The organism is Allobosea thiooxidans, assembly GCF_900168195.1.
Lineage (GTDB): Bacteria > Pseudomonadota > Alphaproteobacteria > Rhizobiales > Beijerinckiaceae > Allobosea > Allobosea thiooxidans.
In genome coordinates this window covers 365,404-391,143 of sequence record NZ_FUYX01000002.1, presented here as the reverse complement: position 1 = coordinate 391,143, position 25,740 = coordinate 365,404, and the positions used below count along the sequence as shown (strand labels likewise).

21 protein-coding genes are annotated in these 25,740 nt (G+C 69.8%); 2 read left to right on the top strand and 19 right to left on the bottom strand.

The window, feature by feature from the left end; translation table 11 throughout:
• Positions 1-58 precede the first annotated feature (58 nt).
• On the top strand, positions 59-1,048 hold the full coding sequence (locus tag B5Y19_RS04905) for a tripartite tricarboxylate transporter substrate-binding protein (protein WP_055730441.1): 990 nt from the start codon (positions 59-61) through the stop codon (positions 1,046-1,048).
• 56 nt (positions 1,049-1,104) lie between these two features.
• On the opposite strand, the gene B5Y19_RS04900 is transcribed toward B5Y19_RS04905, so the two are convergent.
• Genes B5Y19_RS04900 through B5Y19_RS04865 form a run of 8 tightly spaced genes read right to left on the bottom strand, consistent with a single transcriptional unit; the run spans position 1,105 to position 8,483 of the window.
• Positions 1,105-2,901 carry an SLC13 family permease gene (locus B5Y19_RS04900; RefSeq protein WP_055730442.1) on the bottom strand — a complete coding sequence of 599 codons (1,797 nt, stop codon included), beginning with the start codon at positions 2,899-2,901 and terminating at the stop codon, positions 1,105-1,107.
• 24 nt (positions 2,902-2,925) lie between these two features.
• On the bottom strand, positions 2,926-4,557 hold the full coding sequence (locus B5Y19_RS04895) for a complex I subunit 5 family protein (RefSeq protein ID WP_055730443.1): 1,632 nt from the start codon (positions 4,555-4,557) through the stop codon (positions 2,926-2,928).
• Entirely contained in the window at positions 4,554-6,077 is a 1,524-nt protein-coding gene (locus tag B5Y19_RS04890) for a complex I subunit 5 family protein (RefSeq protein ID WP_055730444.1), read from the bottom strand. The genes B5Y19_RS04895 and B5Y19_RS04890 overlap by 4 nt, the downstream gene beginning before the upstream one ends.
• Positions 6,074-6,418 carry an NADH-quinone oxidoreductase subunit K gene (locus B5Y19_RS04885; RefSeq protein ID WP_055730445.1) on the bottom strand — a complete coding sequence of 115 codons (345 nt, stop codon included), beginning with the start codon at positions 6,416-6,418 and terminating at the stop codon, positions 6,074-6,076. Before B5Y19_RS04885 ends, B5Y19_RS04890 begins: the two co-directional genes overlap by 4 nt.
• Positions 6,415-7,347: a hydrogenase subunit MbhD domain-containing protein gene (locus B5Y19_RS04880; protein ID WP_055730446.1), complete on the bottom strand. Its 933-nt coding sequence runs from the start codon at positions 7,345-7,347 to the stop codon at positions 6,415-6,417. Before B5Y19_RS04880 ends, B5Y19_RS04885 begins: the two co-directional genes overlap by 4 nt.
• Positions 7,344-7,637 carry a cation:proton antiporter gene (locus B5Y19_RS04875; protein WP_055730447.1) on the bottom strand — a complete coding sequence of 98 codons (294 nt, stop codon included), beginning with the start codon at positions 7,635-7,637 and terminating at the stop codon, positions 7,344-7,346. The genes B5Y19_RS04880 and B5Y19_RS04875 overlap by 4 nt, the downstream gene beginning before the upstream one ends.
• Positions 7,634-7,921 (bottom strand): monovalent cation/H+ antiporter complex subunit F, encoded by a 288-nt coding sequence (locus B5Y19_RS04870; protein ID WP_055730448.1) that lies wholly within the window; start codon positions 7,919-7,921, stop codon positions 7,634-7,636. Before B5Y19_RS04870 ends, B5Y19_RS04875 begins: the two co-directional genes overlap by 4 nt.
• A complete protein-coding gene (locus B5Y19_RS04865; RefSeq protein WP_176168562.1) occupies positions 7,914-8,483 on the bottom strand; it encodes a Na+/H+ antiporter subunit E in 570 nt (189 codons plus the stop codon). Before B5Y19_RS04865 ends, B5Y19_RS04870 begins: the two co-directional genes overlap by 8 nt.
• Before the next feature lie 165 nt (positions 8,484-8,648).
• Here B5Y19_RS04865 and B5Y19_RS04860 point away from each other — a divergent pair, with 165 nt between their 5' ends.
• A complete protein-coding gene (locus B5Y19_RS04860; protein ID WP_055730450.1) occupies positions 8,649-10,394 on the top strand; it encodes a metallophosphoesterase family protein in 1,746 nt (581 codons plus the stop codon).
• Here the strand turns inward: B5Y19_RS04860 and B5Y19_RS04855 are convergent.
• From B5Y19_RS04855 to B5Y19_RS04805, 11 genes are all read right to left on the bottom strand, one after another.
• On the bottom strand, positions 10,384-11,442 hold the full coding sequence (locus tag B5Y19_RS04855; RefSeq protein WP_055730451.1) for an AI-2E family transporter: 1,059 nt from the start codon (positions 11,440-11,442) through the stop codon (positions 10,384-10,386). The genes B5Y19_RS04860 and B5Y19_RS04855 overlap by 11 nt on opposite strands.
• Positions 11,443-11,507: 65 nt before the next feature.
• Complete coding sequence (locus B5Y19_RS04850) at positions 11,508-12,581, bottom strand: patatin-like phospholipase family protein (RefSeq protein WP_055730452.1); 1,074 nt, start codon at positions 12,579-12,581, stop codon at positions 11,508-11,510.
• 34 nt (positions 12,582-12,615) lie between these two features.
• Complete coding sequence (locus B5Y19_RS04845) at positions 12,616-14,346, bottom strand: hypothetical protein (protein WP_055730453.1); 1,731 nt, start codon at positions 14,344-14,346, stop codon at positions 12,616-12,618.
• Entirely contained in the window at positions 14,343-14,852 is a 510-nt protein-coding gene (locus B5Y19_RS04840; protein ID WP_055730454.1) for a DUF1269 domain-containing protein, read from the bottom strand. The genes B5Y19_RS04845 and B5Y19_RS04840 overlap by 4 nt, the downstream gene beginning before the upstream one ends.
• Positions 14,849-16,333, bottom strand: a complete 1,485-nt coding sequence (locus B5Y19_RS04835; RefSeq protein ID WP_055730455.1) for a M17 family peptidase N-terminal domain-containing protein — start codon at positions 16,331-16,333, stop codon at positions 14,849-14,851. Before B5Y19_RS04835 ends, B5Y19_RS04840 begins: the two co-directional genes overlap by 4 nt.
• 89 nt (positions 16,334-16,422) lie before the next feature.
• Positions 16,423-17,571 (bottom strand): efflux RND transporter periplasmic adaptor subunit, encoded by a 1,149-nt coding sequence (locus B5Y19_RS04830; protein ID WP_079591160.1) that lies wholly within the window; start codon positions 17,569-17,571, stop codon positions 16,423-16,425.
• Entirely contained in the window at positions 17,571-20,648 is a 3,078-nt protein-coding gene (locus B5Y19_RS04825) for an efflux RND transporter permease subunit (RefSeq protein ID WP_055730456.1), read from the bottom strand. Before B5Y19_RS04825 ends, B5Y19_RS04830 begins: the two co-directional genes overlap by 1 nt.
• A complete protein-coding gene (locus tag B5Y19_RS04820; RefSeq protein WP_079591159.1) occupies positions 20,645-21,745 on the bottom strand; it encodes an efflux RND transporter periplasmic adaptor subunit in 1,101 nt (366 codons plus the stop codon). Before B5Y19_RS04820 ends, B5Y19_RS04825 begins: the two co-directional genes overlap by 4 nt.
• Before the next feature lie 237 nt (positions 21,746-21,982).
• Positions 21,983-23,185 carry an MFS transporter gene (locus tag B5Y19_RS04815; protein ID WP_055730457.1) on the bottom strand — a complete coding sequence of 401 codons (1,203 nt, stop codon included), beginning with the start codon at positions 23,183-23,185 and terminating at the stop codon, positions 21,983-21,985.
• Between the two features lie 60 nt (positions 23,186-23,245).
• A complete protein-coding gene (locus B5Y19_RS04810) occupies positions 23,246-24,241 on the bottom strand; it encodes a helix-turn-helix transcriptional regulator (protein WP_079591157.1) in 996 nt (331 codons plus the stop codon).
• A gap of 176 nt (positions 24,242-24,417) precedes the next feature.
• Entirely contained in the window at positions 24,418-25,650 is a 1,233-nt protein-coding gene (locus B5Y19_RS04805; RefSeq protein WP_079591156.1) for an alpha/beta hydrolase, read from the bottom strand.
• Between the last annotated feature and the right edge of the window lie 90 nt (positions 25,651-25,740).

The window sequence follows — 25,740 nt, the reverse complement described above, 5'->3', positions numbered from 1 at the left end:
GCCGCGTTTGTCACACCAAGCCGCCGGAGAGCGGTCCTTTCAAGCACGGAGGAAGCAGATGATCGTGAAGACAGTCAGACGCGTCGTGTTGACCGGGTTGTTGGCGTTCGGGTTGGCGGGGCCGGCAACTGCGCAGAATTTTCCGACGAAGCCCCTGACCCTGATCGTGCCGTTTGCGGCGGGCGGGCCGAGTGACGTGATCGCAAGGCTGCTCGGCGACCATATGGGTCGCACGCTCGGCCAGCAGGTCGTCGTCGAGAACGTGGCGGGCGCGGGCGGCACCGCCGGGGCCAAGCGCCTGGCAGCGGCCGACCCGGACGGCTACACGCTGCTCATCCATCACCTGGCGCTGGCGGCTGCGCCGTCCCTCTACGAGAATCTCGGCTATGACACGAAGACGGCCTTCGCGCCCGTCGGCCTGGTCAACACCGGGCCGATGGTCATGGCCGGCAAGGCTGCGCTGGCGCCGGCCGACGGCAAGGCCTTCTTCACCTATGCCAAGGCGAATGCCGACAAGCTGACGGTCGCGCATGCCGGCGTCGGCTCGAACTCGCATCTCTGCGCGGTGCTGCTCTCGCAGGCGCTCAGTGCCAAATTCGCGCAGGTCGCCTATCGCGGCACCGGGCCGGCGATGAACGACCTGGTCGCCGGCCAGGTCGATATCCTCTGCGACCAATCGACGACGGCGGTGCCCCAGATCGAGAGCAAGAAGATCAAGGCCTTCGCCGTGACCTCGCCGGATCGGCTCGACGTCCTGAAGGACACTCCGACCACGGCCGAGCTCGCCGTGAAACTCGACATGACGATCTGGCACGGCCTCTACGCGCCGAAGGGCACGCCGGCCGCCGCGCTCGACAAGCTCAACGGCGCCTTGCGCGCGGCGCTGGCGGACAAGACCGTGATCGAACGCTTCCAGGCGGTCGGCACCAAGCCCTTCCCGCAGGCCGAATGGACGCGCGAGGCGCATGGCGCCCGCTTCGCGGCGGAGGTCGACAAATGGGCGGCGACCCTGAAGGCCGCCGGCGTCGCGCTGCAGGCGGCAAAGTGACACGATGAGGCCCGGCCCCGGCCGGGCCTCGCTTTCCGCGGGCGCACCGCAGCCCGCTAGAAGCGCCAGACCAGCGGCACGTAGAACACCGCCATGACGAAGAACCAGATCATCAGCGGCAGGCCGAGTTTCCAATAGCTGTTGAAGCTGTAGCCGCCCGGTCCCATCACCATCATGTTGGTCGCCGTCGCGATCGGCGTCAGGAACGAGGCCGAGCCGGCGATGCACAGGCTCATCAGCACCGGCCGCGGCGAGACGCCCATGCCGGCCGCCGCCGCCATCGCGATCGGGATGACCAGCATCGTCGTCGCCGTATTGCTCATGACCTGGCCGAGGCTCGCCGTGAGCAGGAAAAGCCCCGCGAGGAAGACGATCGGCCCTGCCCCGCCGGTCAGCGTCACCAGATGGTCGGCCACGACCTTGGCGGCGCCCGACTGCACCATCGCGGTCGAGAGCGGCATCATCGCCGCGATCAGGATGACGGTCGTCCAGTTGATCGCGCGATAGGCCTGCTCCACCGTCATGATGCGGGCGAAGATGAGGGCTCCGGCACTGAGGAGGCCGGCGACGGCCGGCGGCACGATGCCCGTCGCCAGCATGGTGACGAGAGCGGCCAGCACCGCCAGCGCGACGCCGGCACCCGCCCCCATCGGCACCGCCTGGCGCCTGACCAGATCCGGCGAATTGACGACCAGCACGTCGGGGTCGTCGAGGCGCAGATCGAGTGCCTCCCAGCCGCCTTCGAGCAGGAGCGTATCGCCGGCGAGCAGGGTATCGCCCGGCTCGATGTCGACGCCGGCCCGCTGCACCGCGAGAACCACGAGGTCGCCGCTATCGGTCACCATGCCCGGAAACAGGGCGCGGCCGATCAGCGCCGAGCGTGGCGGGATGACGACCTCGGCGAGGCCGGAACGCCGGCTGAACAGGCCTGTCTCGGCGCCGTCCTCGCGCAGGGCCAGGTGCATTTCGGCAGCCAGCCTCGCGACGGCCTCGGCATCTCCGCGAACGAGGAGATAGTCGCCCTCCGAGACCGCGGCCGCCCGCGACGGCAGGCCCGAGGCGCCGGCCTGCACCGCCATCAGGCTGAGCCGCCCGTCCGAGCCGACATCGATGCCCTCAGGCGCGACGCCGACATAGCCGGATGTCGCACGCACGCGCAGGCGAAAGACGCCGTCGCTCAGCCCGTAATGCTCGACGAGGGTCTGGGCATGCCGGCTGAAATCGGCGGGAAGCCGCGCGCTGCTCTCTCGCGGCAGCAGGCGCCTACCGAGCAGCAGGATGATCGCGACCGTCCCGGCCAGGAGCGGCAGGCCGACCAGCGCGAACTCGGCGAAGCCGAAGCCGTCGAGCCCCGCGTCTTCCAGCGCTTCCGAGACGAGGATGTTCTTCGGCGCGCCCGTCAGCAGCAGGTTGGAGCCCGCATGCGAGGCGAAGGCGAGCGGCATCAAGAGCTGGGCCGGCGACTGGCGCAGCCTGATGGCCGCCATCACCGCCACCGGCATCAGCGCCGCGACCGCCCCGCTGCCGCTGATCAGGGCGCTGAGACAGCCGGCCGCCACCATGATGATGATCAGCAGTCGCGCCTGCCCGGACCCGGCCTTGGCGATCAGGTACTGGCCCGCCCAGGCGGTTACGCCCGTCTTGTCCAGCGCCGCGCTGATGATGAAGAGGCTGGCGACGAAGAGGGCGGCCCGGTCGCCGAAGCCGGCGAAGGCCTGGTCGAGCGAGACCACCCCGGACGCCCAGAGCGCCAGCGCCGCCCCGATCGCGACGACGATGACCGGCAACCGGTTCCAGGTGAACAGCGCGATCGTCGCGACGATGACGATGGCGGTGCTTTCGATCGGTGTCACGTCGCGCTCTCCTGCCGGGTGGCGTCAGGCGCGAAACATCAAAGCGCCGCCGAGCAGGATGGCAAGCGCGATCAGCCCGAGCCCGGCCACGGGCCAGCGCCGGAGGTTGACGTCGACCTCGCCGATCCGGTTCGACAGACCGCGGACGAGCGGCGCGCCCGCCTGCGCCAGAACGACGATGTCGCCCTCCGGGATCAGGCCGAGGCGCCGCGGCAGGCGATCGACGAACAGCATCACGACCGCGCCGAGCAGCATGGGCCATGTCACCTTCCAGAGCGCCTCCGGCTGCAGCAGGCTCGCAACCGTCTCGCCCGAGACCGCCGGGTAGAGCGACCAGGGAATGACGAGCGAGGCTGCGAGGACGACAAGCCACGGCGCGAACTGCCCGATCGGCGGTGACATCGCCGGGTTGCCGGCGGCGTCGCGACGGACGATCAGCAGGAAATGCACCATCAGCGCGGTGCTGCCGGCGGCGGCGAGCGTCATCGCGCCGGCCAGCCAGCCATAGCCGAGCATCGGCTTGGTCGCGAGCTTGGCCAGCGCGCCGCTGGTCAGCGGCAACCCGCCGAGGCTGAGCGCGAGCACGGCCATGAGCAGCAGCACGAGCCCCAGGCGACGCCCGCCGGTCGCGGCCAGGATACCGATGCCGAGGAAGAGCGCGCCCTTCACCAGCGTATGGTGCACGGCGTAGTAGGCGGCGAGGTTGGTCGCGTCCGGGTCGGCGGTCTCGAGGCCGACGCCGAGCAGCACGGCGAGCAGCCCCATCTGGCTGACGGTTGAGTAGGCCAGGACCGTCTTGGCCCGCCGCTGGGTGATGCCGACCACGACGCCGTAACAGGAGGTAACGATGCCGAGCCCGATCAGGGCGGCGCCCCAGGCCGGCATCCCGGCCTCGAAGGGCAGGAAGCGGATCAGCCCGATCACCCCCGCCTTGACCACGACGCCGCTCAGCACCGCGGAGGCCGGCGTCGGCGCCGCCGGATGCGCCAGCGGCAGCCAGACATGCAGCGGCACCAGCCCCATCTTCAGCGCAAAGCCGAGAATCAGCAGCGCGACCGTGCCGTCGCGCATCGGCGAGGCCGGCAGGTCGGCGACGACGCTGCGGATCGGCGGATTGGCGTCGGGATGGGTCGCAGCCAGCATCACCAGCGCGATCAGCAGGAACGCCTCGGCCAGCAGCGCGAGCACGACATAGATCACGCCGGCCCGGTGAGCCGCCGCACTCTGCTCATGGATGATCAGCCCATAGGCGGCGAGGCTCGCCAGTGTGAACAGCAGGTAGAAATTCACGACGTCGCCGACGAGGAAGAGGCCGAGGCAGCCGGCGAGCGTCAAGAGCCACCAGACCGCGAAACGCGGCGCCGCAGGATCGCGCGTCATCGACGAGGCGGCAAAGGCACCGGCCGCGCTCCAGAGCAGGGCTGCGCCCCCGAGCAGGATCGCGCCCGGCTGGTCGAGCACCAGCGTCAGGCGGAACGGCTGGGGGAAGAAGGCGAAACGGCCTTCCGGCACCAGGATCGCCGCCGCGAGCGCCGGCAGCGGCGCGGCGACGAGCACGGACAGCGCCCGCGCCCTGAACCGAGCCGACAGGCAGCCAATCGCGAGCAGGAGAGGAAAGAGCAGCGCGGCGGCGAGAAGAAGGGCGGCCGGGGTCATGGTAGCCCCGCCATGGCGAGGCCGTCGCGGCCAATCTGCAGAAGCCCGAAGGGGCGCAGCGGCACCAAGCCGAGCAGCACCGCGGCCACGGCCAGGGCGAGCGCCGCGAGTTCGAGCCGGCGCGGCACCGGCCGACGCGGCGCGACGGGGACGGCCGGAATGGCGAGGGCGGTATCGATCACCCTGAAGACATAGCCGCCGGCAAGCAGTCCACCCGCCAGGATGGTCGCCGCCAGCCAGGGATATCCCTCGATCACCGCCGCGGTCAGCAGCAGGCATTTCGCGACGAAGCCGCCGCTCGGCGGGATGCCCATCAGCGAGAGGCCCGCCAGGCCGAAGGCAGCCGCGCTCAGCGGCAGGGCCCGGCCGAAGCCGCCGAGATCGGCGATGCGGTCATGGCCGAAGGCCTCGGCGATGACGCCCGCCGCCAGGAACATCGCCGCTTTCGCCAGGGCGTGGGAGACGAGTTGGAGCGCGCCGCCCGTCCAGGCGATCGTGCCCCAGGGCGGCAGCTCGGCGCTGCCGGCAGCAAGCGGAAAGACGATGAAGAGATAGCCGATCTGCGCGACCGTCGAATAAGCGATCATCAGCTTGAGCCGCGCCTGCCTCAGCGCCATGACGCTGCAGAACAGGATCGAGGCGGCGCCGAGAACGGCGAGCAGTTGCCCGGCAATCGCGGCCGCCTGAGGCGGAGCGACGTCGAGCACCAGCCGCAGGATCAGGAAGACCGGCGCCTTGACCACCAGGGCCGAGAGCACGGCACTGGCCGGCGCCGGCGCCCCGGCATGGGCCGGCGGCAGCCACAGATGCAGCGGAAACAGCGCCGCCTTGGCGAGGAGCCCGACGATCATCAGCGCCAGCGCGGCGGACAAGGCCGGTTCCTGCCGGCTCAGCCGCGACAGGGTGAGCAGGTCGAGCGTGCCGTACTGGCCGTAGATCAACCCGGTCCCGAGCAAATAGAGCAGCGAGCCGACGAGCGCGAACAACAGATAGCGCAGGGCAGCCTTGACGGTCTCCGCCCGGCCGTCGAGGCAGACGAGCGGCACGGCCGCGAAGGTCAATAGCTCCAGCGCGACATAGAGGTTGAACAGGTCTTCCCCGACGAAGACGGCATTGAGCGCGCTCCAGAGCGCGAGCAGCATCAGCCAGAAGGTCGTCTGCGCGCGCCCCCCGCCGGCACCGTCATGCAGCCCATACTGGACCCGCGCGAACAGCCCGACCGTGACGACGACCAGGGCCGTCATGACGAGCATCGCCCCAGACAGCCCGTCCGCCCGCAGCGCGATGCCGAGCGGCGGCCGCCAGGCGCCGACGACATAGGACAGGGCCGCACCGCTAGCGATCAGCTCCACGGCGATCGCGATGGCGATCGCGAGCCCCGCCGCGAGCGTCGTCATCGCGATCCGCGCCGCGCTGCGTGGCCCGCAGGCGAAGATGGCGAGCACGGCACAGACCGGCAGGATCACGGCCAGAACGAGCAGGAAGCCGCCCGGCGTCGTGGCATGGGCGAACGGCGTCACAGCCTGCCCCGCTGTTCGGTGGGAGCGGCCGTCCCGTTTCGCTCGCCGACATTCAGTTCGGAGAGCCGCTTCAGCAGGGCGACTGCAAGCGCGCTTGCCGAAAAGGCGACGACGATGCCGGTAATCACCAGCGCCTGCGGCACGGGGTCAGCCTCAAAACCGGCGCCGCCGCCGCGGCGCGCCACGGCGCCGAAGACGAGGAAGATGCCCGCGCCGAGGATGTTGCAGCCGACGATCCGGCGCAGCAGCCCGGGATGCGTGACGATGGCGTAGAGCCCGATGCCGACGAGCGCCGCCCCGCACAGGCCGAACAGGGCGCCGGGCGATAGCGACGCCGTCATCGCGCCGGCGCCTTTCGCGCTGGTCCCGCGACCAGCATGGCGAGCGCCGCCGCGACCGACAGCGTCAGGGCCGCCTCGATCGCGACGATGAGCGGCTTGGCAAGGCCTTCCGGATAAGCGAGGAAGCCCTCGGCGAAGATCGAGCCGAGAAACGCGATCGCCAGGAACAGCGCCGGACCGCCGGTCAGCGCCAGCACCAGCAAGGGCCGCGACGTATCCGGCGGCGGCTTGAGCCCCGCCATCATCACCAGCAGCCACATCGCGGCCAGCACCGTCCCGGCCTGGAAGGTTCCGCCCGGCGCATCCGCCCCGACCCAGAACATGTAGACGCCGATGACGATGCCGAAAGGAGGCAGGATGCGCGCGAGATAGGTGAGCGGCCCGGGGACGATCGCGGGCTTCACCTCCGGAGCCCCGTCCCAGACGCCGTCGGGCGCCAGCGACCAGACTCCGATCAGGGCGAGCAGCACCACGATCTTCTCCAGCAGCGTGTCGAGCGCGCGATAGGCCAGCAGCACGGCGGTGACGGGGTTGCCCAGCCCCGTCGCGCCGAGCGCCTCGGCGGCGGCCGGGGCCAGCGTCGGCGCCGGAGAGGCGAAGCTCAGCACGGCGAGGCCGAGCCCGGCGGAAATGGCGGCGCAGCCAACCGCGACGGCGAGCTTGCCGGCGCGCGTCATCGGCTCCTCCTCCTTGCCGCGGCCGCGCAGCACCGCTTCCGCCCGCAGCAGCAGGATCCCGGTTCCGCCGCCGCCGATGGCGATCTCGGTCAGGGCGACGTCGGGCGCCGCCAGCCGGACCCAGGCCAGCCCGAGCAGGAGGCCGAAGGCAAGAAAGGCAATGATGGCGCTGCGCTCGCCCCGCTGCACGACGACATGGACCGCGAGCGCCAGCAGCCAGGCGACGAGGGCGAGGTCGAGCAGCAGCGTCATGGCTCGCGCCTGCCGCGATAGACGGCCCGGCCGAGCAGTTGGCTCGCCGTCGCGGCCGAGAGCTGCGCCAGCAGCCAGACGCAGATCAGCTTGAGGCCCCCCGTTACGCTCGCCGCCTGCGGCAGGAGGCCGAGCACGATCAGTCCGAGCCCGAGATTGTCGGCCTTGCTGATGGCATGGAGCCGGCTCAGCGTGTCGGGAAAGCGCAGCAGGCCGAGCGTGCCGGCCAGGAAGAGCACCGCGCCCGCCGTCACCAGGACGATCGTGACGATGCCCAGGACAGCGCTCACGGCCGCTCCTCCGGCGGATCGGGCTCCGCCTCTGGCTCGGCCGCGCCGATCACGAACGCCACGCAGGAGAAGGCCGCGAACAACGCCAGCAGCAGCGCGACATCGCTGGCCGCCGCCGAGCCCGAGGCGCTGCCGAGCAGGAGAAGCGCCGCCGCGCCGCCCGTCCCGAGCAGTTGCACCGCCATCATGCGCTCGGCGACGACGCCGGAACGCAACACGCGAAACAGCGCAACGGCCGTCGCCGCCAGGATGAAGAGCGCCGCCGCGGTCAGGACATCAGCCATGGCGCGGCTCCGGCCCGAGGATCCGACGGAAAGCAGCCTCGTCGGCCGCAACCTGCGCGCCGATGGCTTCGCGCAGGTCGAGGCAATGGATGTGGAGCGTCCCGTCAGCCTCGGCGGAAACCGGCAGCTTGCCCGGCTGCAGGCTCATCACGGCACAGGCTGAGTCCAGCGCGAGCCCGACGGGAATCGTCGAGCGGCAGGTCGCGAAGCCAGGCCTCAGATCCGGCTCGCCCGCAAAGGCACGCCGCGCCACATCCAGCCCCGCCACCACCGATTGCGCCAGGAAGCGCAGCGTGAACCGGACGATGCCGGACAGCGACAGCGTCCCGCCGCCGGGCCAGAGCCTGGTGCTCGCCCAGACGCCCGCGGCGCTGGCGACGAGCCCGAACGGCAGATCGGCCGGAGCGGGGCCGATCATGACGACCCAGAGCAGCAGCAGGCAAAGCCCCCGGCCGAGGAGCGCCGTAAGCGGCAAGTCGTCGGCTGCGGCCGCGCCCGTCATTCCATCGCCCGTCCGTGATCGCTGCTGCCGTTGCAGGGTATCGCCCGCCTCGGCGCGCAACATCAGCCCGACGTCTCACTCCTGTGCGCCACGTCCCTTTCTCGCCCCGGTCGCTGGAAGCCGCCCGCACGATATGCGCAGGATGGTTTTTCGCGCCGTTCCGTAGGATCGCATGCATCAATCGAGGCTCTCGCCGCTATCGTCCCACCGTCCGGAGCGGCCGCCATGCCGATGATCATCGAACCGCGCGACGGCGACGCCGAGGACGATGCCAGCAGCACCAAGAAGCGCTCACTGATTGCCATCGCCGGCAGCCTTCTAGGAGAGATCAGCCTGCTGAAACTCGCGCTCGCCTGGGTGCTGGGCGCGCTGCTGCCCAGCCTCCTGCTCGGGGCCGCACCGCTGGTCATCACTGCCTGGATCGCCTCGATCTCTGGTCGCGTGGCGGCGCTGGCGGGGATCGGCTCGCTCGCCCTGCTCGCGCTCATCGCCGTGATCGGCTGGTATGGCTTCAGGCCGCTCTTCCGCATGGCCGAGAAGAGCTTCTGGTCGCTGAACGCGCTGGTGGTGCAACCGGGCTATGCCGTCTGCCGCGAAGGGTTGCAGCATCTCGCCGAACGCCTGCTTCCCGTCGGCTCCGCCCCCGACAGGCGCGCGGCACTGCGGGCCGGCAGCGCCATCGGCGCCGGCCTCCTCGGCGGCCTCGTCGCCGGCACAGTCCTCGCCCTGGTCTGGCCGGCCACGCGCTGGAGCGGCGGCTTTGCCGATTTCATCGATCCCTTCCAGCTCGTCGTTCCCGCCCTCGCCAATGCCGTCGCGCTGATGTCGCTTTATCTGGCGCTGGCCTCGCTGCTCTGGGGCATGGCGGATGGCCTGATGGACCAGCCGCGCGATCTCGGCGGCTTCGACAGCGCGCCTCCGTCAGCGCGGAGATGGCGCGTCGCCCATCTCTCCGACGTCCATGTCGTCGGCGAACGCTATGGCTTCCGGATCGAGAGCGGGCGTGCCGGGCCGCGCGGCAACGAGCGCTTCCTGCGGGTGCTCGACCGGCTGTCCGAGATCCACGAGAGCGAGCCGCTCGACCTCCTGCTGATCACCGGTGACATGACTGACGCCGGCCGCTCGGCCGAATGGGCCGAATTCCTCGATGCGATGCAGCGCCATCCCGCGCTCGCCGCGCGCAGCCTGATCCTGCCCGGGAACCACGACGTCAACATCGTCGACCGCGCCAATCCCGCCCGCCTGGAATTGCCAGGCAGTCCCGGCAAGCGCCTGCGCCAGATGCGGACGCTGTCGGCCATCGCGGCGTTGCAGGGCGAGCGCGTGCGGGTCTTCGATGAAAGCCGCAGCCGGCTCGCCGGCAGCCTCGCCACCGCATTGGAGCCGCATCGCGAGGCGATCGCAGCCTTTGCCGATGCCGGCGGCCTGCGCCTCTCTGCCGGGCTTGCCGCGATCTGGGCGGATGCCTTTCCGATGGTGCTGCCACCGACCGAGCCGGACGGGCTCGGCGTCATCCTGCTGAACTCGAACGCGGAGGCGCACTTCTCCTTCACCAACGCGCTCGGCCTCGTCGCCGAAGAGGATATGCAGGCGCTCCTCGCCGCGACCCGCACCTTCCCGCAGGCGCGCTGGATCCTGGCACTCCACCATCATCCGATCGAGTACCCACGGCCGGCCAAGGCCTTTTCGGAGCGGATCGGGACGGCCCTGATCAACGGCAGCCGCCTGTTGCGCCTGCTGCGCCCGGTCGCGCCCCGCACGGTCGCGATGCATGGTCACCGCCATATCGACTGGATCGGCCGCTGCGGCGGCCTGAAGATCGTCTCCGCGCCCTCGCCGGTGATGGAGGCGACGGATGCCGAGCCGACCTGCTTCTACATCCACACGCTGGCGGCGGCGCCGCAAGGGATCGCGCTGCTCGCACCGCAGCGCGTCATGATCGAGCCCGTGCCGCCCGCCGTCACGGCGTGACGGCCGCCCCCTCGGCGGCCTTCTCCTCCTTCTGCGGCGAGCCGAAAATCTCGGCGAGCCACAGGCTCGACGGGTGCAGGGCGCAGAAGGTGAGGAAGGCGATGGTGATCGGCACGCCGATGAAGGCGCCGAACACGCCCCAGAGATAGCTCCAGAAGAACACCGAGAACAACACCGTCACCGGCGAGATCGCGAGCGCGCTGCCGGCGACCCGCGGCTCGACATAGCTGCCGACGACGAACTGGATCAGGTTGAGGCAGGCGAAGACAGCGACCACCGCCTGCCAGGAGCCGAACTGCGTCATCGCGAACAAGGTCGGGAAGACGGTGGCGACGAGCGGGCCCAGGAACGGGATATAATTCAGCGAGAAGGCGATGAAGCCCCATTCCTCGGCCAGTTGAAGCCCGACGGCTCGGGCGAAGAGCCAGACGAGGACACCGGTGATCACGCTCATCAGCGTCCGCACCAGCATGTAGCGCCTGATCTTGGCCGCCGTCAGCATGCTGCCCTGCAGCAGCAAGGCGCCAGCCGCCCGGTTGCGCATGCCTTTGAGCTTGCGGCCGAAATCATCGACCTCCAGCAGCCCGAGAAAGACATAGACCAGCACCACGAGCCAGAAGCTCATCGTGCTGTTCAGGCGGCCGGTGACGGTCTGCGCGGTGCGCAGCATCCAGCCTACGCTGAAGGCCTCCGACCAGGCTCCGGCCACCGCGATTCCGTGCCCTTCGAGCCAGAGCGTGATCTGGTCGTAGAAAGCCTGGAAGCGGGCAGCGTCATTGACGATCCAGCGTCCGACGCGCCCGAAGGCAGACACCACCAGCGAGCCGACATAGACGAATGCGACGGTCATGACGACGACGCTGACGGCGAGCGCGAGCAGCCGCGGCAGAAAAGCCTGCAGCGCTTTCTGCAGCGGCCAGACCAGCGCGATGATGAAGAGCGCGAAGGCAACCGGCGCGAACACCGAGCTCGCGATGGAAAGGGCCGCAATCGCCATGATCGTGGCGACCACGACCTGGGCTCCCTGATGGATGCCGCCGCTCGTCATCGACCTGCCCGCTTCCCTGTCCGAGGCTTTGCCGGTCCGGCTCGATCCTGCAGCAAGAGCACCTTTCAAACCCCCTTGGTGAATTCGGCGAGATCGAGCGTGGAGCGCTTTCCGATCGCATCGCGATGCGCCCGGTAGAACGCCTCGGCGGAGCGCCGGCCCTCGTCATGCAGCATCGTCAGGAATTCCCACTCGGCATTGAGCTTGGAAGAGTAGCCGAGCTCGGTCATCGCGTCGCTGGCGATCCGGTGGATCCGCATGCGCGCCCAGCGCGCGCCTTCACCGGCGCCGGACACCGCTTCGCGCTGCAGCAGCGCCATCATGCGCAACTCCTTCAGCAGCACCGCGTTGAAGGAAACCTCGTTGAGCCGGTTCAGGATATCCCGCGCCGTTTTAGGCGTCCCCGGCCGCTCGACCGGGTTGATCTGGACCAGGATCGTGTCGCTCGCACTGCTCTCCTCGATCAGCGGCGTCATGGTCGGGTTACCGGAATAGCCGCCGTCCCAATAGCTCTCGCCGTCGATCTCGACCGCCTGGAACAGCGTCGGCAGGCAGGCGGAGGCGAGCAGCACCTGCGGCGAGATCTCGGCATTGCGGAAGACGCGGCCTCGGCCGGTCCGGACATTCGTCGCGGTGATGAACAGCTTGATCGGGCTTCTCGCCACCGCATCGAAATCGATCACCTCGGCGAGGATGTCGCTCAGCGGGTTCGTGCCCATCGGGTTGAGGCTGTAGGGCGAGACGACGCGGGACATCATGTCCATCGCCACGAAGAGCGGCGAGGTGTCGAGCGTCCAGCGCCCGAGCAGCACGTCGAGCGGCGAGCGTTGGAACGGGCTGAAGCGGGCCGCCTCGGAGACCTTGCGCCAGAACCGGCCCAGCGCCTCGCGCGCCCCGTCTCGCCCGCCCCCGGCATAGCCGGCGGCGAGGACGGCCGCGTTCATCGCGCCGGCCGAGGTGCCCGAGATCGCCTCGATCGTCAGCCAATCCTCCTCGAGGATCCGGCTCAGCACGCCCCAGCTATAGGCGCCATGCGCGCCGCCGCCCTGCAGCGCGAGATCGATGTTCAGCGGCTCGCGCCACCCTTCATCGCGCCTGCTTCCGGCGGGATGGCTCGAAGTGGAAGGTCGCCTGCTCACCGGAATATCACCCTTGCTGGCGGAACCGGCGGCGTCATGACGACTTCACCAGCCCCGAGAAGCCCGCGACCGCAAGCAGGCTCAAGGCCCAGCCGACCACCGACTGGAAATAGAAATAGTTGATCGCGATGCGACCGCCCGGCTTGGTCGGGTTGGGCCGCCAGAAGCTGCGCTGGCCCATGTCCAGCACCGGCAGCAGCGTGTCGAGCGAATACATCCACGGGCTGAAGGCCGGATAGCTCGACGCCTCCCAACGCTGGCGGAAGCAGGCGAGCTGGTTCTGGCCCGGCGCCGCCAGGCCCTGCGACGGCCCCGTGGCGACGAGCGAGCGCTGCTCGCCCTGCGCGATGCCGCACAGGGTCCATTCGGGCGCCCGCAGCACGACCGCACTGTTGGGCATGATCGCGCCCTGGCGCTCGGCATAGGCAAAGGTCGCGACGCCCGCGAGCCAGAAGAAGGTGAGCCAGACCAGGGCGAAGAGCGGCCGGCGGCCATAGCCCAGCGTGACGCCGAGAATGCCGTCGGCGACGGTGAGCAGGGCCCGCCATACCGGGTTTTCCGTCCGCGCCCGCCGCGCCCGGCGCTGCAGCCGCTCCTTGATCACGAGCACGGAGCTGGCGTCCTCACCATGCCCCATCTCGCGGAAGACGGCGGCGAGCTGCTCATAGGGCTGCGGCCAGAAATCCTCGCCCCAACGCTCGGGCGTCTGGCGCGCCAGCCAGTCGAGGCGGCTCTCGGCATCGACGGGGCCGTCGATGAAGGCGCCGTAGCGGCAGCGATTGAGCAGCAGCTCGCCAGGCTTGGGCCAACAGGCGGCTTCGTCGTGGATCGTGCCGAGAGAAGCGCCAGTGAGCGCCAGCGTGCCTTCCAGCCGTGCTTTTCCGCGCAGGAAGAACGCGCCTTTGACGATAGCCCGGCTCGCCTCGATCGCGGCCCCGCCCGCATTGTCGACGGCGGTGCCGGAGCAGTCGAGATCGCCGTCGACCCTGGATCCGGTCAGCCGCACCTCGCCGGTGACGACCGCGTTCCGCAAGACGACGCTGCCATGGCAGGCGAGCTCGCCGGCGTCGAGGGCCATGCCCTCGAAAGCCGGAATGGTCGCCCCCGCAGCGTCGAGATCGGCCGCCAGAACGGCACCGGACAGGTTGGCCCCGCCGCGCAGCGTGGCGCCACGCAACAGCACGTTGCGGACCTCCAGGCTCCGGCCCAGCAGGGCATAGCCGCCGCGGTTGCGGATCGCCGCACCGTCGCATTCGAGATTGCCGCCGAGGCGGGCCTGGTCGAGATGAATCGCACCCTCGACCTCCGCGCCGCGCAGATAGATGCCGCCCCGCGCCTCGAGCCGCTCCGCCTGCAGTCCGGGGAGCCGCGAACCGTCGAGGAAGAGCCGGTTGATGATGGCCGCGCGCAGGATCGGCGTCGCCTCGAAATGGCAATCCTTCAGGCCGATGTCGCGGAAGACGCGACAGGCTTCGAGGTCGAGCACCTCCGAGATCCAGGCGCCGCGGACCAGGACGCCCTTCTCATGCGGCCGGTAGCCGGCTTCGCCACCGAGGATGAGGAAGCGCAGGAAGGTTGCCCGCACCAGCCGGGCCGGATCCGGCTCCGCGGGGAGGACGCCATCCCCCAGCCTGTCGAAATTGCCGGACTGGAGCCTGGCGACGATCTCTTCCTCCGCCGGAAGCAGCGGCCGGAAATCGTCGAGGCGCGCGACCGAGGCCGCCCAGGCGGCCGCCTCCGCCCCCAGGCTCCAGTCCAGGCTCACGTCGCCGGCGCTTGCGCGCTCGCCACGGCGGAGAGGGCCTCGCGCAGCTGCGCCTCCTTGGTCTCGTCGAAGGACGTCTTGATCAACGTGCCGCCGCTGCCCTTGAGATCGGCGAGGACCTTGTCCGTCGTCATCTTGCGGATCAGCAGGAACAGGCCCGCCGTGTTCGGCTGCAGCGCAGCGGCGGCGTCCTTCATGAACTGGTCGTTGATGCCGATGTCGCTGAAGCGGCCGCCGAGCGCGCCGGATGCCGCGCCGATCGCCGTCCCGACCAGCGGCGCCAGGAAGATGAAGCCGATCAGCGTGCCCCAGAGCGCTCCGGAGGCGGCGCCCGTGGCCGTGAGATTGATCATCTGGTTGAGTTTGACCTGGCCCTTGTCGTCCTTGACGACGACGACGGCGTCGCCGAGCTCGATCAGATATTCGCGCTGAAGCGAGAGGACCTTCTGCCGGACCTCTTCGGCCTTCTGCTCCGTCGGAAAGCCAATGAAGACGAGATCGCTCATGAGTGCAGCTCCGTTCTTGGATAGTGGGAAAAGATCGGCCGATCCGGCATCGCCCTCGCCCGGCCGATCAGGAATTCGGCGAGCAGCGGAACCGGCCGCCCCGTCGCGCTGTACCGGCGGCCGGCGGATGCGACGCTCCCGGAAATGTCCAGATGCGCCCAGGGATAGGCCGTCGCGAAGCGGGCCAGGCGGGAGGCAGCGGCAATCGCGTCCGGCGGGTCGTCCGGCGGATCGGGCTCGCCGTCGGGCAGCGCATGGGAAGGCGGATCTTCCTCCCAGAGCGGGAGCCGCCAGACGCGGTCGCCGGAGGCCCCGCCGCACGCCAGGAGCTCCGACGCCAGGGCCTCGTCATTGGCGAACAGGCCGCTGACATGGCCGCCGAGCGCGGCGAGGCGAGCTTGGCTCGGCGCCACGACGTCGATGACGCAACTCGGCGACAGATGCGCAGCATAGCAAAGCACGTCGCCCAGCAGCGAAACCCCGGGCAGGCTCCGCCGGCCGGCCGGTCGCCGTCGCAGATCGAGCGGGAATTCGCGCTGGCCGATGAGGATGAGGCCGACGACGTTCAGGGCGAGGCCGAGACGCTCGACCGTCCGCATCGCACCGAGCACGCTGCCAATGCCGCGCAGGTCGCGGATCGCGACACCTCCGGCGCTCGCTCCCGACCGGGTCAGCGTGTCACGAACGGCCATGCCCTCCCCGATCAGGACGATCGGCCGGCCCTTCGCCCTGCGCTCGCCCCGCAGCTTGATCAGCTTGCAGGCGCCGGCCGCGGCCTCTTCGCAGGCGAGAAAGGCGGCGAGCCCGTAGGCCTCGAGCGCGCGCGAGCCCAGGATCTCGATATCGAAGCCGAAGCGGCTCGCCATCGCCTCCGCCGTCCGCGCGACGAAGGCCGGCGTGCACAGCTCGGGAGACAGGCTTTCGAGCTCCCGGGCGCAGGAGACGCCCTCCCCGATCGCGACCCCCTGGCGCAGCGCGGCGACGAGCTCGGATGTCAGCGCCTGCGGCACGAGCAGCATGATGCTGCGCCGCTCCTTGCGCGTCGCGCTGCCGGGTGGCGCGGGGTCGCGGCGGCCATCGGAAAGGATCCGCCCGGCCTGCTGCATCCGCCAGCTGAGCGTCCGGTGGGGAACCTCGCTCTCCGCCAGCGTCACGACGATCTCCGCCGCCGGATCCTCGCCGAGGCGCTCGGCGACGGCCGCAAGTGCCTGGCGATAGGCGCGTTCCGAAAAGGCTTCGGCACGGCCGAGGCCGACCAGCAGCATTCGCTGGGCGGCGATGCCGGGCAGCGGACCGATCAGCCGCGCCGCGCCGACCCTGTCGCCGAAGCCGGCCTGGCCGATCGCGGCGGCGAGCCGCCCGGCGGAACGGTCGTTCACGGCCCGTGCCGACCCGGTCAGCGGACCGTCACGGAAGATCCCGAGGACGAGCAGCTCGGTCCCGAGTTTCTCCGCCTCTCCGGCTGCCGGAATGATTTCCATCGATGCCCCCTGCCAAGGCAACACCCTGTCGGTTTGCCGCGCTTCGGGATGCCTCCGCGCGGCATCAGCACCTGCTTCCATCGCCCTGGTCACGGCGGCAGGGCCGACGCGGCGGCCTGCCGACGGGGAGAAGGCCGCCGTTCCGGCAGGCGCGTGACGCGCTGGCCCGGATGCAGGGCCTGGATACCGGCCGAGACGATGATTTCGCCGGGCTCCAGCCCCTGGCTCAGGATGACCTTGCCGGGATCGAAGCGCAGCACGTCGACGCTGCGCAGGGAGACGGTCGATTTGTCGGGATCGACGATCCACACGGCGGGCGCGCGGCCCTGCTGCGTCAGCGCGCTCGCCGGGATCGCGACGATCGCGGCCGTCGTCAGCTCGATCCGGCCGATGACCGTCGAGCCGAGCCGCATCGCCTCCGGTGGATCCTGCAAACCGACCCTGACCTCGAAGGTCCGGGTCACCGGATCGGCCTGCGGCGCCACCTCGCGCACCGTGCCCTGCGCGCTCACCTCGCGCGCATCCGCCAGCACGACGCGGATACGCGCATCGGCGAGATGGTTGTCGAGCACCGCAGCCGGCACGTTGAACACCGCGTCGCGGCCGTCGTCGCGGGCGATCTGGACGACGACCTGGCCCGGCTGCACCACCTCGCCGGGCTCGATCCGCCGCTCCGTAACCACCCCGGCGACATCCGTGCGCAGCTCCGTGAAGCCGAGACGGTCCCGGGCCAGTTCGAGCTGCGCCTCGGCGTTTTCCAGCTGGGCCTGTGCGGTTTCCTGCGCCCGCAGCGCCTGGTCGAAGCGCGGCCGGGTGGTGAAGCCCTGCGCCATCAGACGCTCCTGGCGCTCGAAGCTGTTGCGCGCCGTGCCGACCTCGCCGCGCGCCGCCGTGAGCGCCGCCTGGGCCGCAGCCAGCGCGTTCTGCTCCAGCGCGGGTTCGAGCCGCGCGATGACCTGGCCCGCCTTCACCCTGTCGCCGACATTGACCGGGCGCTCGAGGACGCGCCCGCCGATGCGGAAGGCGAGCCCGACATCCTTCTTCGCCTGGATCTCGCCGCTGAGCTGGATGTCGTCGGAGAACTGCCCGGCCTCGACCGTGACGACGCCGACCGGGCGCCCCTCCGCCTGCGGAGGCTGCTCGCTGCCGCAGGCGGCGAGCAGCGTCGCGAGCAGCGCCATCGCGGCCGCCCGCCCCGGCCAGCTCATCGGAATGCGCCACGTCGAGATCGCGCTCATCACAGGGAGGCTCCCGCGCTGGCCGTCCGCTTCGCCTTGCCCTGTGCGGACGCAGCACCGAAGACGGCGACGTAGAGGACGGGGAGGAGGACGAGGGTCAGCACCGTCGCGACCAGCAGGCCGCCCATGATCGCGAAGGCCATCGGCCCCCAGAACACGGTCGGCGCGATCGGGATCATGCCGAGCACGGTCGAGATCGCCGTCAGCACGATCGGCCGGAAACGCGTGCCCGCGGCATCGACCGCCGCTTCGACCACGCTCTTGCCGGCTGCCCGCTCGTCCTCGATCTGCCCGACCAGGATCACCGCGTTCTTGGTGATGATGCCGATCAGCGCGAGGATGCCGAGCAGCGCCACGAAGCCGAGCGGCTTGCCGGAGATGAGCAGCGCGCCGACGACGCCGATCAGCCCAAGCGGCGCGATGCTGAGCACGATGGCGAAGAGCCTGAAGCTTCTGAGCTGCGCCATCAGCACCGTGAACATGATCAGCAGCATCACCGGCACCACGGCGATGACCGAGGCCTGCGACTTCGCGCTTTCCTCGACCGTGCCGCCGACCGTGATGTCGTAGCCGGCGGGCAGCGCCTTGCGGAGCGCCTCCACCGAAGGCTGCAGCGCGCCGACGACGGCATCGGGCAGGACGCCCGGCGGCACGTCGGCCGAGACGGTGAGATTGGGCACGCGGTCGCGGCGCCAGATCAGCGGCGCGTCGAGTCCGTAGCTGAAGCTGACGAATTGCGACACCGGCACGGAGCGGCCGCTCGGCAGCGCCACCTGCATGCTGCGCAGCGTGTCGAGCGAAGCGCGCTCAGTATCCTGTGCCCGCACCACGACGTCGACCAGATAGATCGAGTCGCGCACCTGCGTCACGACCGTGCCGGAGACCACCGTGTTGACGATCGCGGCGACGGCCGCGGAGCTGAGGCCGAGCCGGCGCGCCTCGTCCTGGTCGACGCGCAGGCGCAGCTCGCGGGCCGGCTCGATCCAGTCGAAATTGATCTGCCGGGCCTTGGGATTGCCCGCGATGACCTGCGCGAGCTGCATGGCGATGCCGCGAACCTCGACGATGTCCGGGCCGCTGACACGATACTGCACGGGCCAGCCGACAGGCGGGCCGAGCTCGAGCGGCGAGACACGCCCGACCACATTGGGGAAGTCCTTGGCAAGCAGCGCCTCGAGCTTCTTCTGCAGCCGTTCGCGCGCCGGCACGTCCTTGGCGACGATCACCGCCTGGCTGAAGAAGTCGTTCGGCAGCTGCGCGTTCAGCGGCAGGTAGAAGCGGATCGCGCCGCGCCCGATATAGGTGCTCCAGCGCTCCACATCGGGGTCGCCCTTCAGTGACGCCTCGAAGCGGTTGACCAGATCCTCGCTCGCATAGATCGAAGCATTCTGCGGCAAGGTCAGGTCGACGAGCAGCTCCGGCCGGTCCGAGGCCGGGAAGAACTGCCGCGGCACCAGCGGCAGCGCCAGGATGGAGGCTGCGAACAGGGCGAGCGTCACCGCGATCGTCACCCAGCGCAGCCTGATGGCCCGCGACAGGAACGAACGGAAACCGCGCTCGACCCGCCCCGGTTCCTTGTTCTGCGCCGAGGCGTCCGGCGCCTTCAGCATGGCGACGCCGAGCACCGGCGCGAAGAGCACGGCGACGAACCAGGAAACGACGAGCGCGATCGTCACCACCGCGAAGAGCGAGAAGGTGTATTCGCCGGCCGAACTCGCGGCGAAGCCGATCGGCACGAAGCCCGCGATCGTCACCAGCGTGCCCGCCAGCATCGCGGTGGCGTATTTCTCGAAGGCGAAGGTCGCCGCCTTCATCTTCTCTTCGCCGGCGGCGAGCCGCGTGACCATCGCGTCGGTGGTGGTCATCGCGTCGTCGACGAGCAGCGCCAGCGCGATGATCAGGGCGCCGAGCGAGATGCGCTGCATGTCAATGCCGGCGACCAGCATGCAGGCGAAGACGATGGCGAGCGTCAGCGGGATGGCGAGCGCGACGACGAGGCCCGGCCGCACGCCCAGGCTGATGAAGCTGACCACGAGAATGATGCCGACCGCCTGCCAGAGCGAGGTCATGAAGTCGTCGATCGCATGCGAGACCGTCACCGCCTGGTCCGCGACGAGATAGGGCTCTATGCCGAGCGGCAGGCCGGCCGTGACCTCGGCCATCGCCTTCTTGATGTTGGTGCCCAGCGCCAGGATGTCGCCGCCCTCGCGCATGGCGATGCCGAGCCCGATCGCCTCGCGCCCGTTGACGCGGAACATCGGCGTCGGCGGGTCGACCTGGCCGCGCCGTACCGTCGCGATGTCGGCAAGGCGGACCATCCGGTCGCCGACCGGGAAGTTGATGCTCAGCAGGTCGGCTTCCGACTGGAAGGCGCCGGAGACGCGCACCGAGAACTTCTCCTCCTGCGTCTGCACCTCGCCCGCCGGCCGCACCACGTTCTGAGCCTGCAGCGCCGCCAGCAGCCCGGCGCGGTCGAGCCCGAGATTGGCGAGTTCCCTGACCGAGAATTCGATGAAGATGCGTTCGTCCTGCGCGCCGACGATCTCGATCTTCGAGACGTCCGGTACGAGCAAAAGCCGCGAGCGGACGGTCTCGACATGGTCGCGCAGCTCGCGGCTGGTGAAGCCGTCCGAGGTGAAGCCGTAGATGATGCCGAAGGTGTCGCCGAAGCGGTCGTTGAAGAACGGGCCGAGCGTACCCGCCGGCAGCGTGTGCCGCATGTCGGCGATGAGATTGCGCACCCTGTACCAGGTATCCTGGACCAGGCGGCCGGGCACCTCGCCCTTGAGATTGACGAAGATCGTCGTCACGCCGGGCTTGGTGTAGCTGCGCACGCTGTCGAGCCCGGGAGTCTCCTCGAGCTGCCGTTCGAGGCGCTCGGTCACCTGGCTCAGCGTGTCTTCCATGCTGGCGCCGGGCCAGACCGCGGAGACGACCATCGTCTTGATGACGAAGGCCGGGTCCTCGTTGCGGCCGAGCCGGATGAAGGCGAAGACGCCCGCCGCGACCGCGACGATCATGAGATAGATCACGACCGAGCGGCTTTTCAGCGCCCATTCCGAGAGGTTGAAGCTCATCGCCCCTCCGCTCCGATCAGACGCACGCGCTGGCCTTCCTGCAGAAGCCCGGCTCCGGCGGTGACGACGATGTCGCCGATCTCCAGCCCCTTTGCGATCCTGGCCGCCGCCGGATCCGCGCCGGCAACCTCGAGCTTGCGCAGCGAGACGGTGAAGTTCTTGGGGTCGACCACCCAGACCCCAAGGCCCCGGTCGCGCTGTGTGAGAGCCGTGGCGGGGATGGCGATGGCGCCGTCGCCGCCGGGGCGGATCGAGCCCGAGACGGCGGCGCCGAGCCGGAAGGCTGGCGACGGATCGGTGAGACCGACCCTGATCCGGAAGGTCCGGGTCACCGGGTCCGCCTGCGGCGCGATCTCGCGCACCCGGCCGCTCGCTTCCGCCCCCGCCTCCCCGGCCAGGGCGATCCGGACCTGCATGTCGGGCTTGAGCTGGCGGACCAGCTCGGCCGGTATCTCGAAGACGGCATCGCGACCCTCCCGGCGCGCCAGTTGGACGATCATCCGGCCGGCGGCGACGACCTCGGCCGGTTCCGCCCCGACGCGCGTGACGATGCCCGGCGCATCGGCCTTCAGCGTCGTGAAGGCGACCATGTCCTCTGCCGAGCGGACCCGCGCCTGGGCGGCATCGACCTGGGCGCGCGCGGCCGTGCGCGCTTGCCTCGCGCTTTCGAAATCCGCCTGCGTCGTGATGTGCCGCTCGAGCAGATGGCTCTGCCGCTGGAACTGGTTCTCCGCCTTGCGGAGATCGCCCTGGGCCGCGGTCAGCGCAGCCTGAGCCGAACGGAGGTCGTTGAGCTCGTTTTCCGGATCGAGCCGGGCGACGGTCTCGCTCTCCCGGACATTCGCGCCGAGGCCAACCAGGCGTTCCGCCACGCGGCCGCCGATGCGGAACGCCAATGCCGCCTGGTCCTGCGCCTCGATATGGCCGGTGAAGACGAGATCGGGCGCCTGCCGCGGCGGCTCGACGGTCACGGTCCGGACAAGGCGCACCGCCGGCGGCGCTTCCTTCTCCTCCGGGCTGCAGGAGACGACGGCCAGCGCGACGGCCGCCGCGGCCGCGAAGCAGCCGAGGCGCGATGGAGCCGCGCTGCGCCTCATGCCCGCTCCCTGGCAGCCTCCGGGCGCCGCATCGGTGCGTCCGGACGCCATAAGCCTCGCCTCTGCATCGAACTGTTCCCCTGGCGGCTGCCGCACCGGGCTTCCGCGAGCGCGCCTGCGCCCCGCCTGGGCCTTGGTGACGGTGGCCCGACGCTAGCAACAGCAGGGGGAGCGTGGATTAGCTCAGAATCCCATCTCTGGGCTGGTCATCCCATTGTTGGGGCGGCCGCCTCGGCGTCACGTCAGGCTCACCGGTTCCCGCACCGGGGCGCGACGCAGGCCAAGGGCGACCGGCAGCAGCAGCGACAGCCCGATCGCGGCGACGGCCGCCATGACGAGGTAGATCTGCTCGCCCCACGCCTCGTAGAGCCAACCGCAAAGCGTCGTCAGCACGGCCATGCCCCCGGCCCAGCAGCCGGCGAGCCAGGACTGGGCGCGCGCCTGCATGCTGTCGGGCGCAAGCCGCGCCAGCAGGAAGATGCTGGCGAGATGCGTGGCGCCGAACGTCATCCCATGCGTCAGCTGGAGGATGACGAGCGTGGCAAGCCCGGGCTCCTGCGCCATCGCCGCCCAGCGCAGCGCGGCGGTCGCTGCCGCCGCGACCAGCAGGCCGGCGGCAGCGACCGCCCCTCTCATCCGGTAACCCAGGAACGAGAACAGGACGACCTCAGACAGGACCCCGAGAGCCCAGAGCCCTCCCATCGCGGCGCCCGGGACGCCCGCGGCCTGCCAGCGCAGCGTGCCGAAGCCGTAGAACGCCGCATGGCTCGCCTGCACGAGCGCCGCGCCGGCGATCGTGCAGGCGAGAAGCAGCGAACGCCCCGGCGTCGCCTCGCCCGGTTCGCCATGCCGCGGAGCGTTCGCGGCCGGAGCGATGCAACTGGCGGCAGCCATGGCGGTGAGAATGGACGATATCAGCAGCAGCGGGATGATCGAGGCGGTCGAGAACCATTCGAGCGACCAGCCGGCCGCCAGGTTCGCGAGGGCGAAGCCGAGCGATCCCCACAGCCGGATACGTCCATAGGCCAGCTCCGATCGCGGAACGGCGGCCAAGTGGCCGAGAGTCATGGCGTCGGTCAGCGCGATCAGAGGGCCCTGTGCCAGGGCGATGGCGATGACCACGGCAAGGATCGGCCAGAAGCCGCTCGTCACGCCCAGGAGGCCCGTCCCGGCCGCGACCAGAACCGCGCAGACCGTGAGCACCACCGAGATGCGCCCGCTCCGGTCGGCGAGCGCGCCGACGGCGGGATTCGCCATGATCCGCGCCAGCAGCGGCGCGGCCAGGATGACGCCGATCGCATTGCTGTCGAGAGATTTCGCCTGCAGCCAGAGCGGGAAGAAGGGAAGATTGATCCCGAGTTCGAAGAACAGAAAGATATAGAGCAGCGACAGCCGCCCACTCGGAACGCTTGCCGCGAGGCATCCGGCGCCCGGAGCCAAGCAGGCGGAGCTTGCGGCGTCGGAACGCCTGGCCTTCGGGAGCAAGGAACGGCGCACGGGTCAGCCCGGAGGGGGCTCCCCCCATTCGTCGGCAAAGGACCGGGCGAGTCCGCGCTCGCGCGCCTCGGTCGGGCTGCAGCCGAACTCGCGCCGGAAAGCCCGGCTGAAGGTCGAGTGGTCGATGAAGCCGACTTCGTTTCCGATCGCATGGATGGAGAGCGTCTCGCGCTCGCAGTTCAGCCGGCGATGCGCCTCATGCAGGCGCTCCCGGTTGATGAAATGGGCCACGCCGCCGCTGTTCTCGAAAAGCCGGTAGAGCTTCGAACGGGACACCGCCAGCAGACGCGCCAGCCGGTCGGGCCCGAAATCGGGCGAAGCCATGTTCTGTCGCACCACGACGCGCGCCCTGTCGACGAGAACCGAGCCCAGCGGCGAGCGTGCCGCCTCCTGATAGACCGGCTGCGGGATGATGCAGGCGGCGACGAGCGCCCGGGTCGGCATTTCCAGGCTCGCGGCATGCCCTGGCGTGACATGGGGCAGCCGTCGCACCAACCCGTCCATGTAGCCGATCAGCAGCGGCGCGAAATCCTGGCTCACCTCGAGGCCGTGGACGCAATCGAAGCGCTGCTCGTCGGCGGGGCGCTGGTCGCGCGGGAGATACAGGGTGATGACCTCGCTGTCCTGGGCCCGGCCCTCATAGGGCAATGCCAGGGACCGGAAGCTCAGCTCCTCGCGTGGCCTGCCATCGGCCGCGACGGTGCGCGCCAGCACCACGCACCAATGGTCCAGATAGGATTTCGGACGGTGCCGCCAACGCCTGCCCGGCGCGCCGGTATAGCTGACATGCGTCAGGACGAGGTCTCCCAGCCGCCATGACGAGAATTCGGCGGCGAACCCCGCCGCCAGTTCATCCGTCGGAAGAAGCTCGATCGTATCCCGATGCAGAGACCGCCAGGCGCCGAATTGATCTTTCGGCTGAAAACTTGCTGTATTGAAGTGCGCCACAGAAAATACGCTGACGTCCTTCCTCATCCCGCCATGAGAGAAAGCCGGCATCGGACACTCCGATCATCCTGTGATCATCAAGAAATGTGTTGAATTCTGCCCTAACTCAAATTCAACCGAAATTGATCGAGATCAATCAAAGATGAAATGATTAGTATTTTCCAAGCAGTATTTTAAGTTTAAAACTACCATACAAATGTTGGCACCCCTGACGCAGCCCGTCAACCCTACGGCGTCGCAGCAGCATCGAAGACCCTGATCGGGGCCGTGACCAGCAGTGTCGCCGCGGAACCGAGCGCTCCTGCCGCCGCCAGAGGCACAGGCACGTCGAAATCGGTGACCACCTGCCCCTGGAGCAGCCTGTCGCCGATCAGGCGGACCGCGTCGGGACTCGCCGCGAAGAGATCGTGATTGATCCTGTCGCCGGCATTCACCGCCGAGAGGTCGATCACGGTGATGCCCGACAGCCCGGCGAACTGGGCGCGGTATTCCTCCTGCGTCGGGTCGATGCCGCCGAGCCGCGTCGCCCCGCGCGAGATGAAGCGGGACAGCTGCAACGCCCGATCATGCTGCGCCGTGAACAGCGTGATCTGCGGCCGCTTCGGCCCCATATCCTCGACCTGGCGGCGGAAGACGCCGACATCCAGATCCGGCGACGCCAGAACGAGATTGCTGATCTTCCTGGGAACGCCACCGTCCTTGAGCGCGATCTGCCTGACGGCCTCGACCGCGGGCCAACTCCCCATCGAATGGGCAAGGATCACGATCTCCCGCACCGAGGGGCTCGAAGCCGCCACCCGCAGCAGATCCGCCAGGTCCGAGCGCGAATACGAGGCGTTGTCGAAATCGCGGCTGTAGTCGAGCAGATAGCCGCGCGACGGCCAGGAGAACAGCACCGGCGCCGCGTCGGCATCGGCATCATGCGCAAGCTGCGCGAAGCGGAAGACGGCGCGGTCGAACGGCGTGTTGAACCCGTGGACGAAGACGAAGACGCGTTTCGCCCGCCCGCTGGTCGACCGGAACCATTCGGCGAGCCCCGATTTCGGCAGCAGCTTCGAAGCGGTGACGACGAAATCGGTGGCCGGGTCACCCGGCACCGATCGCGGCAGCTGGATCGTGCCGACCTCGCGATTGCGCGGGATCGAGACGACGATGTTGCTGAAGGAAACGCCCTCGCCCCGCTCGCCGCTATAGAGGACCCCGGGATCGGGCGAAGGCGCGCGCGTCGTCGCCGCCAGCATGTTGACGCTGTCGGTGCCGGGAGCGGCGGCGACGGGTCTCAGCAGTCCCCGTGGCGTCGAGGCACAGGCGCCCAGGCCGATGGCGAGAACGAGGAGGCAAAGCCAGGAAAGCGCGACATGGCCATTCCGCAGGCCGCGGTCTGCCCGCGGCGCGCCGCCCGCCGCAAGGCAGGTTCCGGCCCGGCTCGCGCCGCCTCCAACTTGGCCTCGACCTCGCATCGCTTCGCTTCTGTCCATCACCGTCAGGCGGCGCCCGCATGGGAGCAGACCGTAGAAAACCGCTCCGCCAGCGGCAAGCCGGACTGCCCC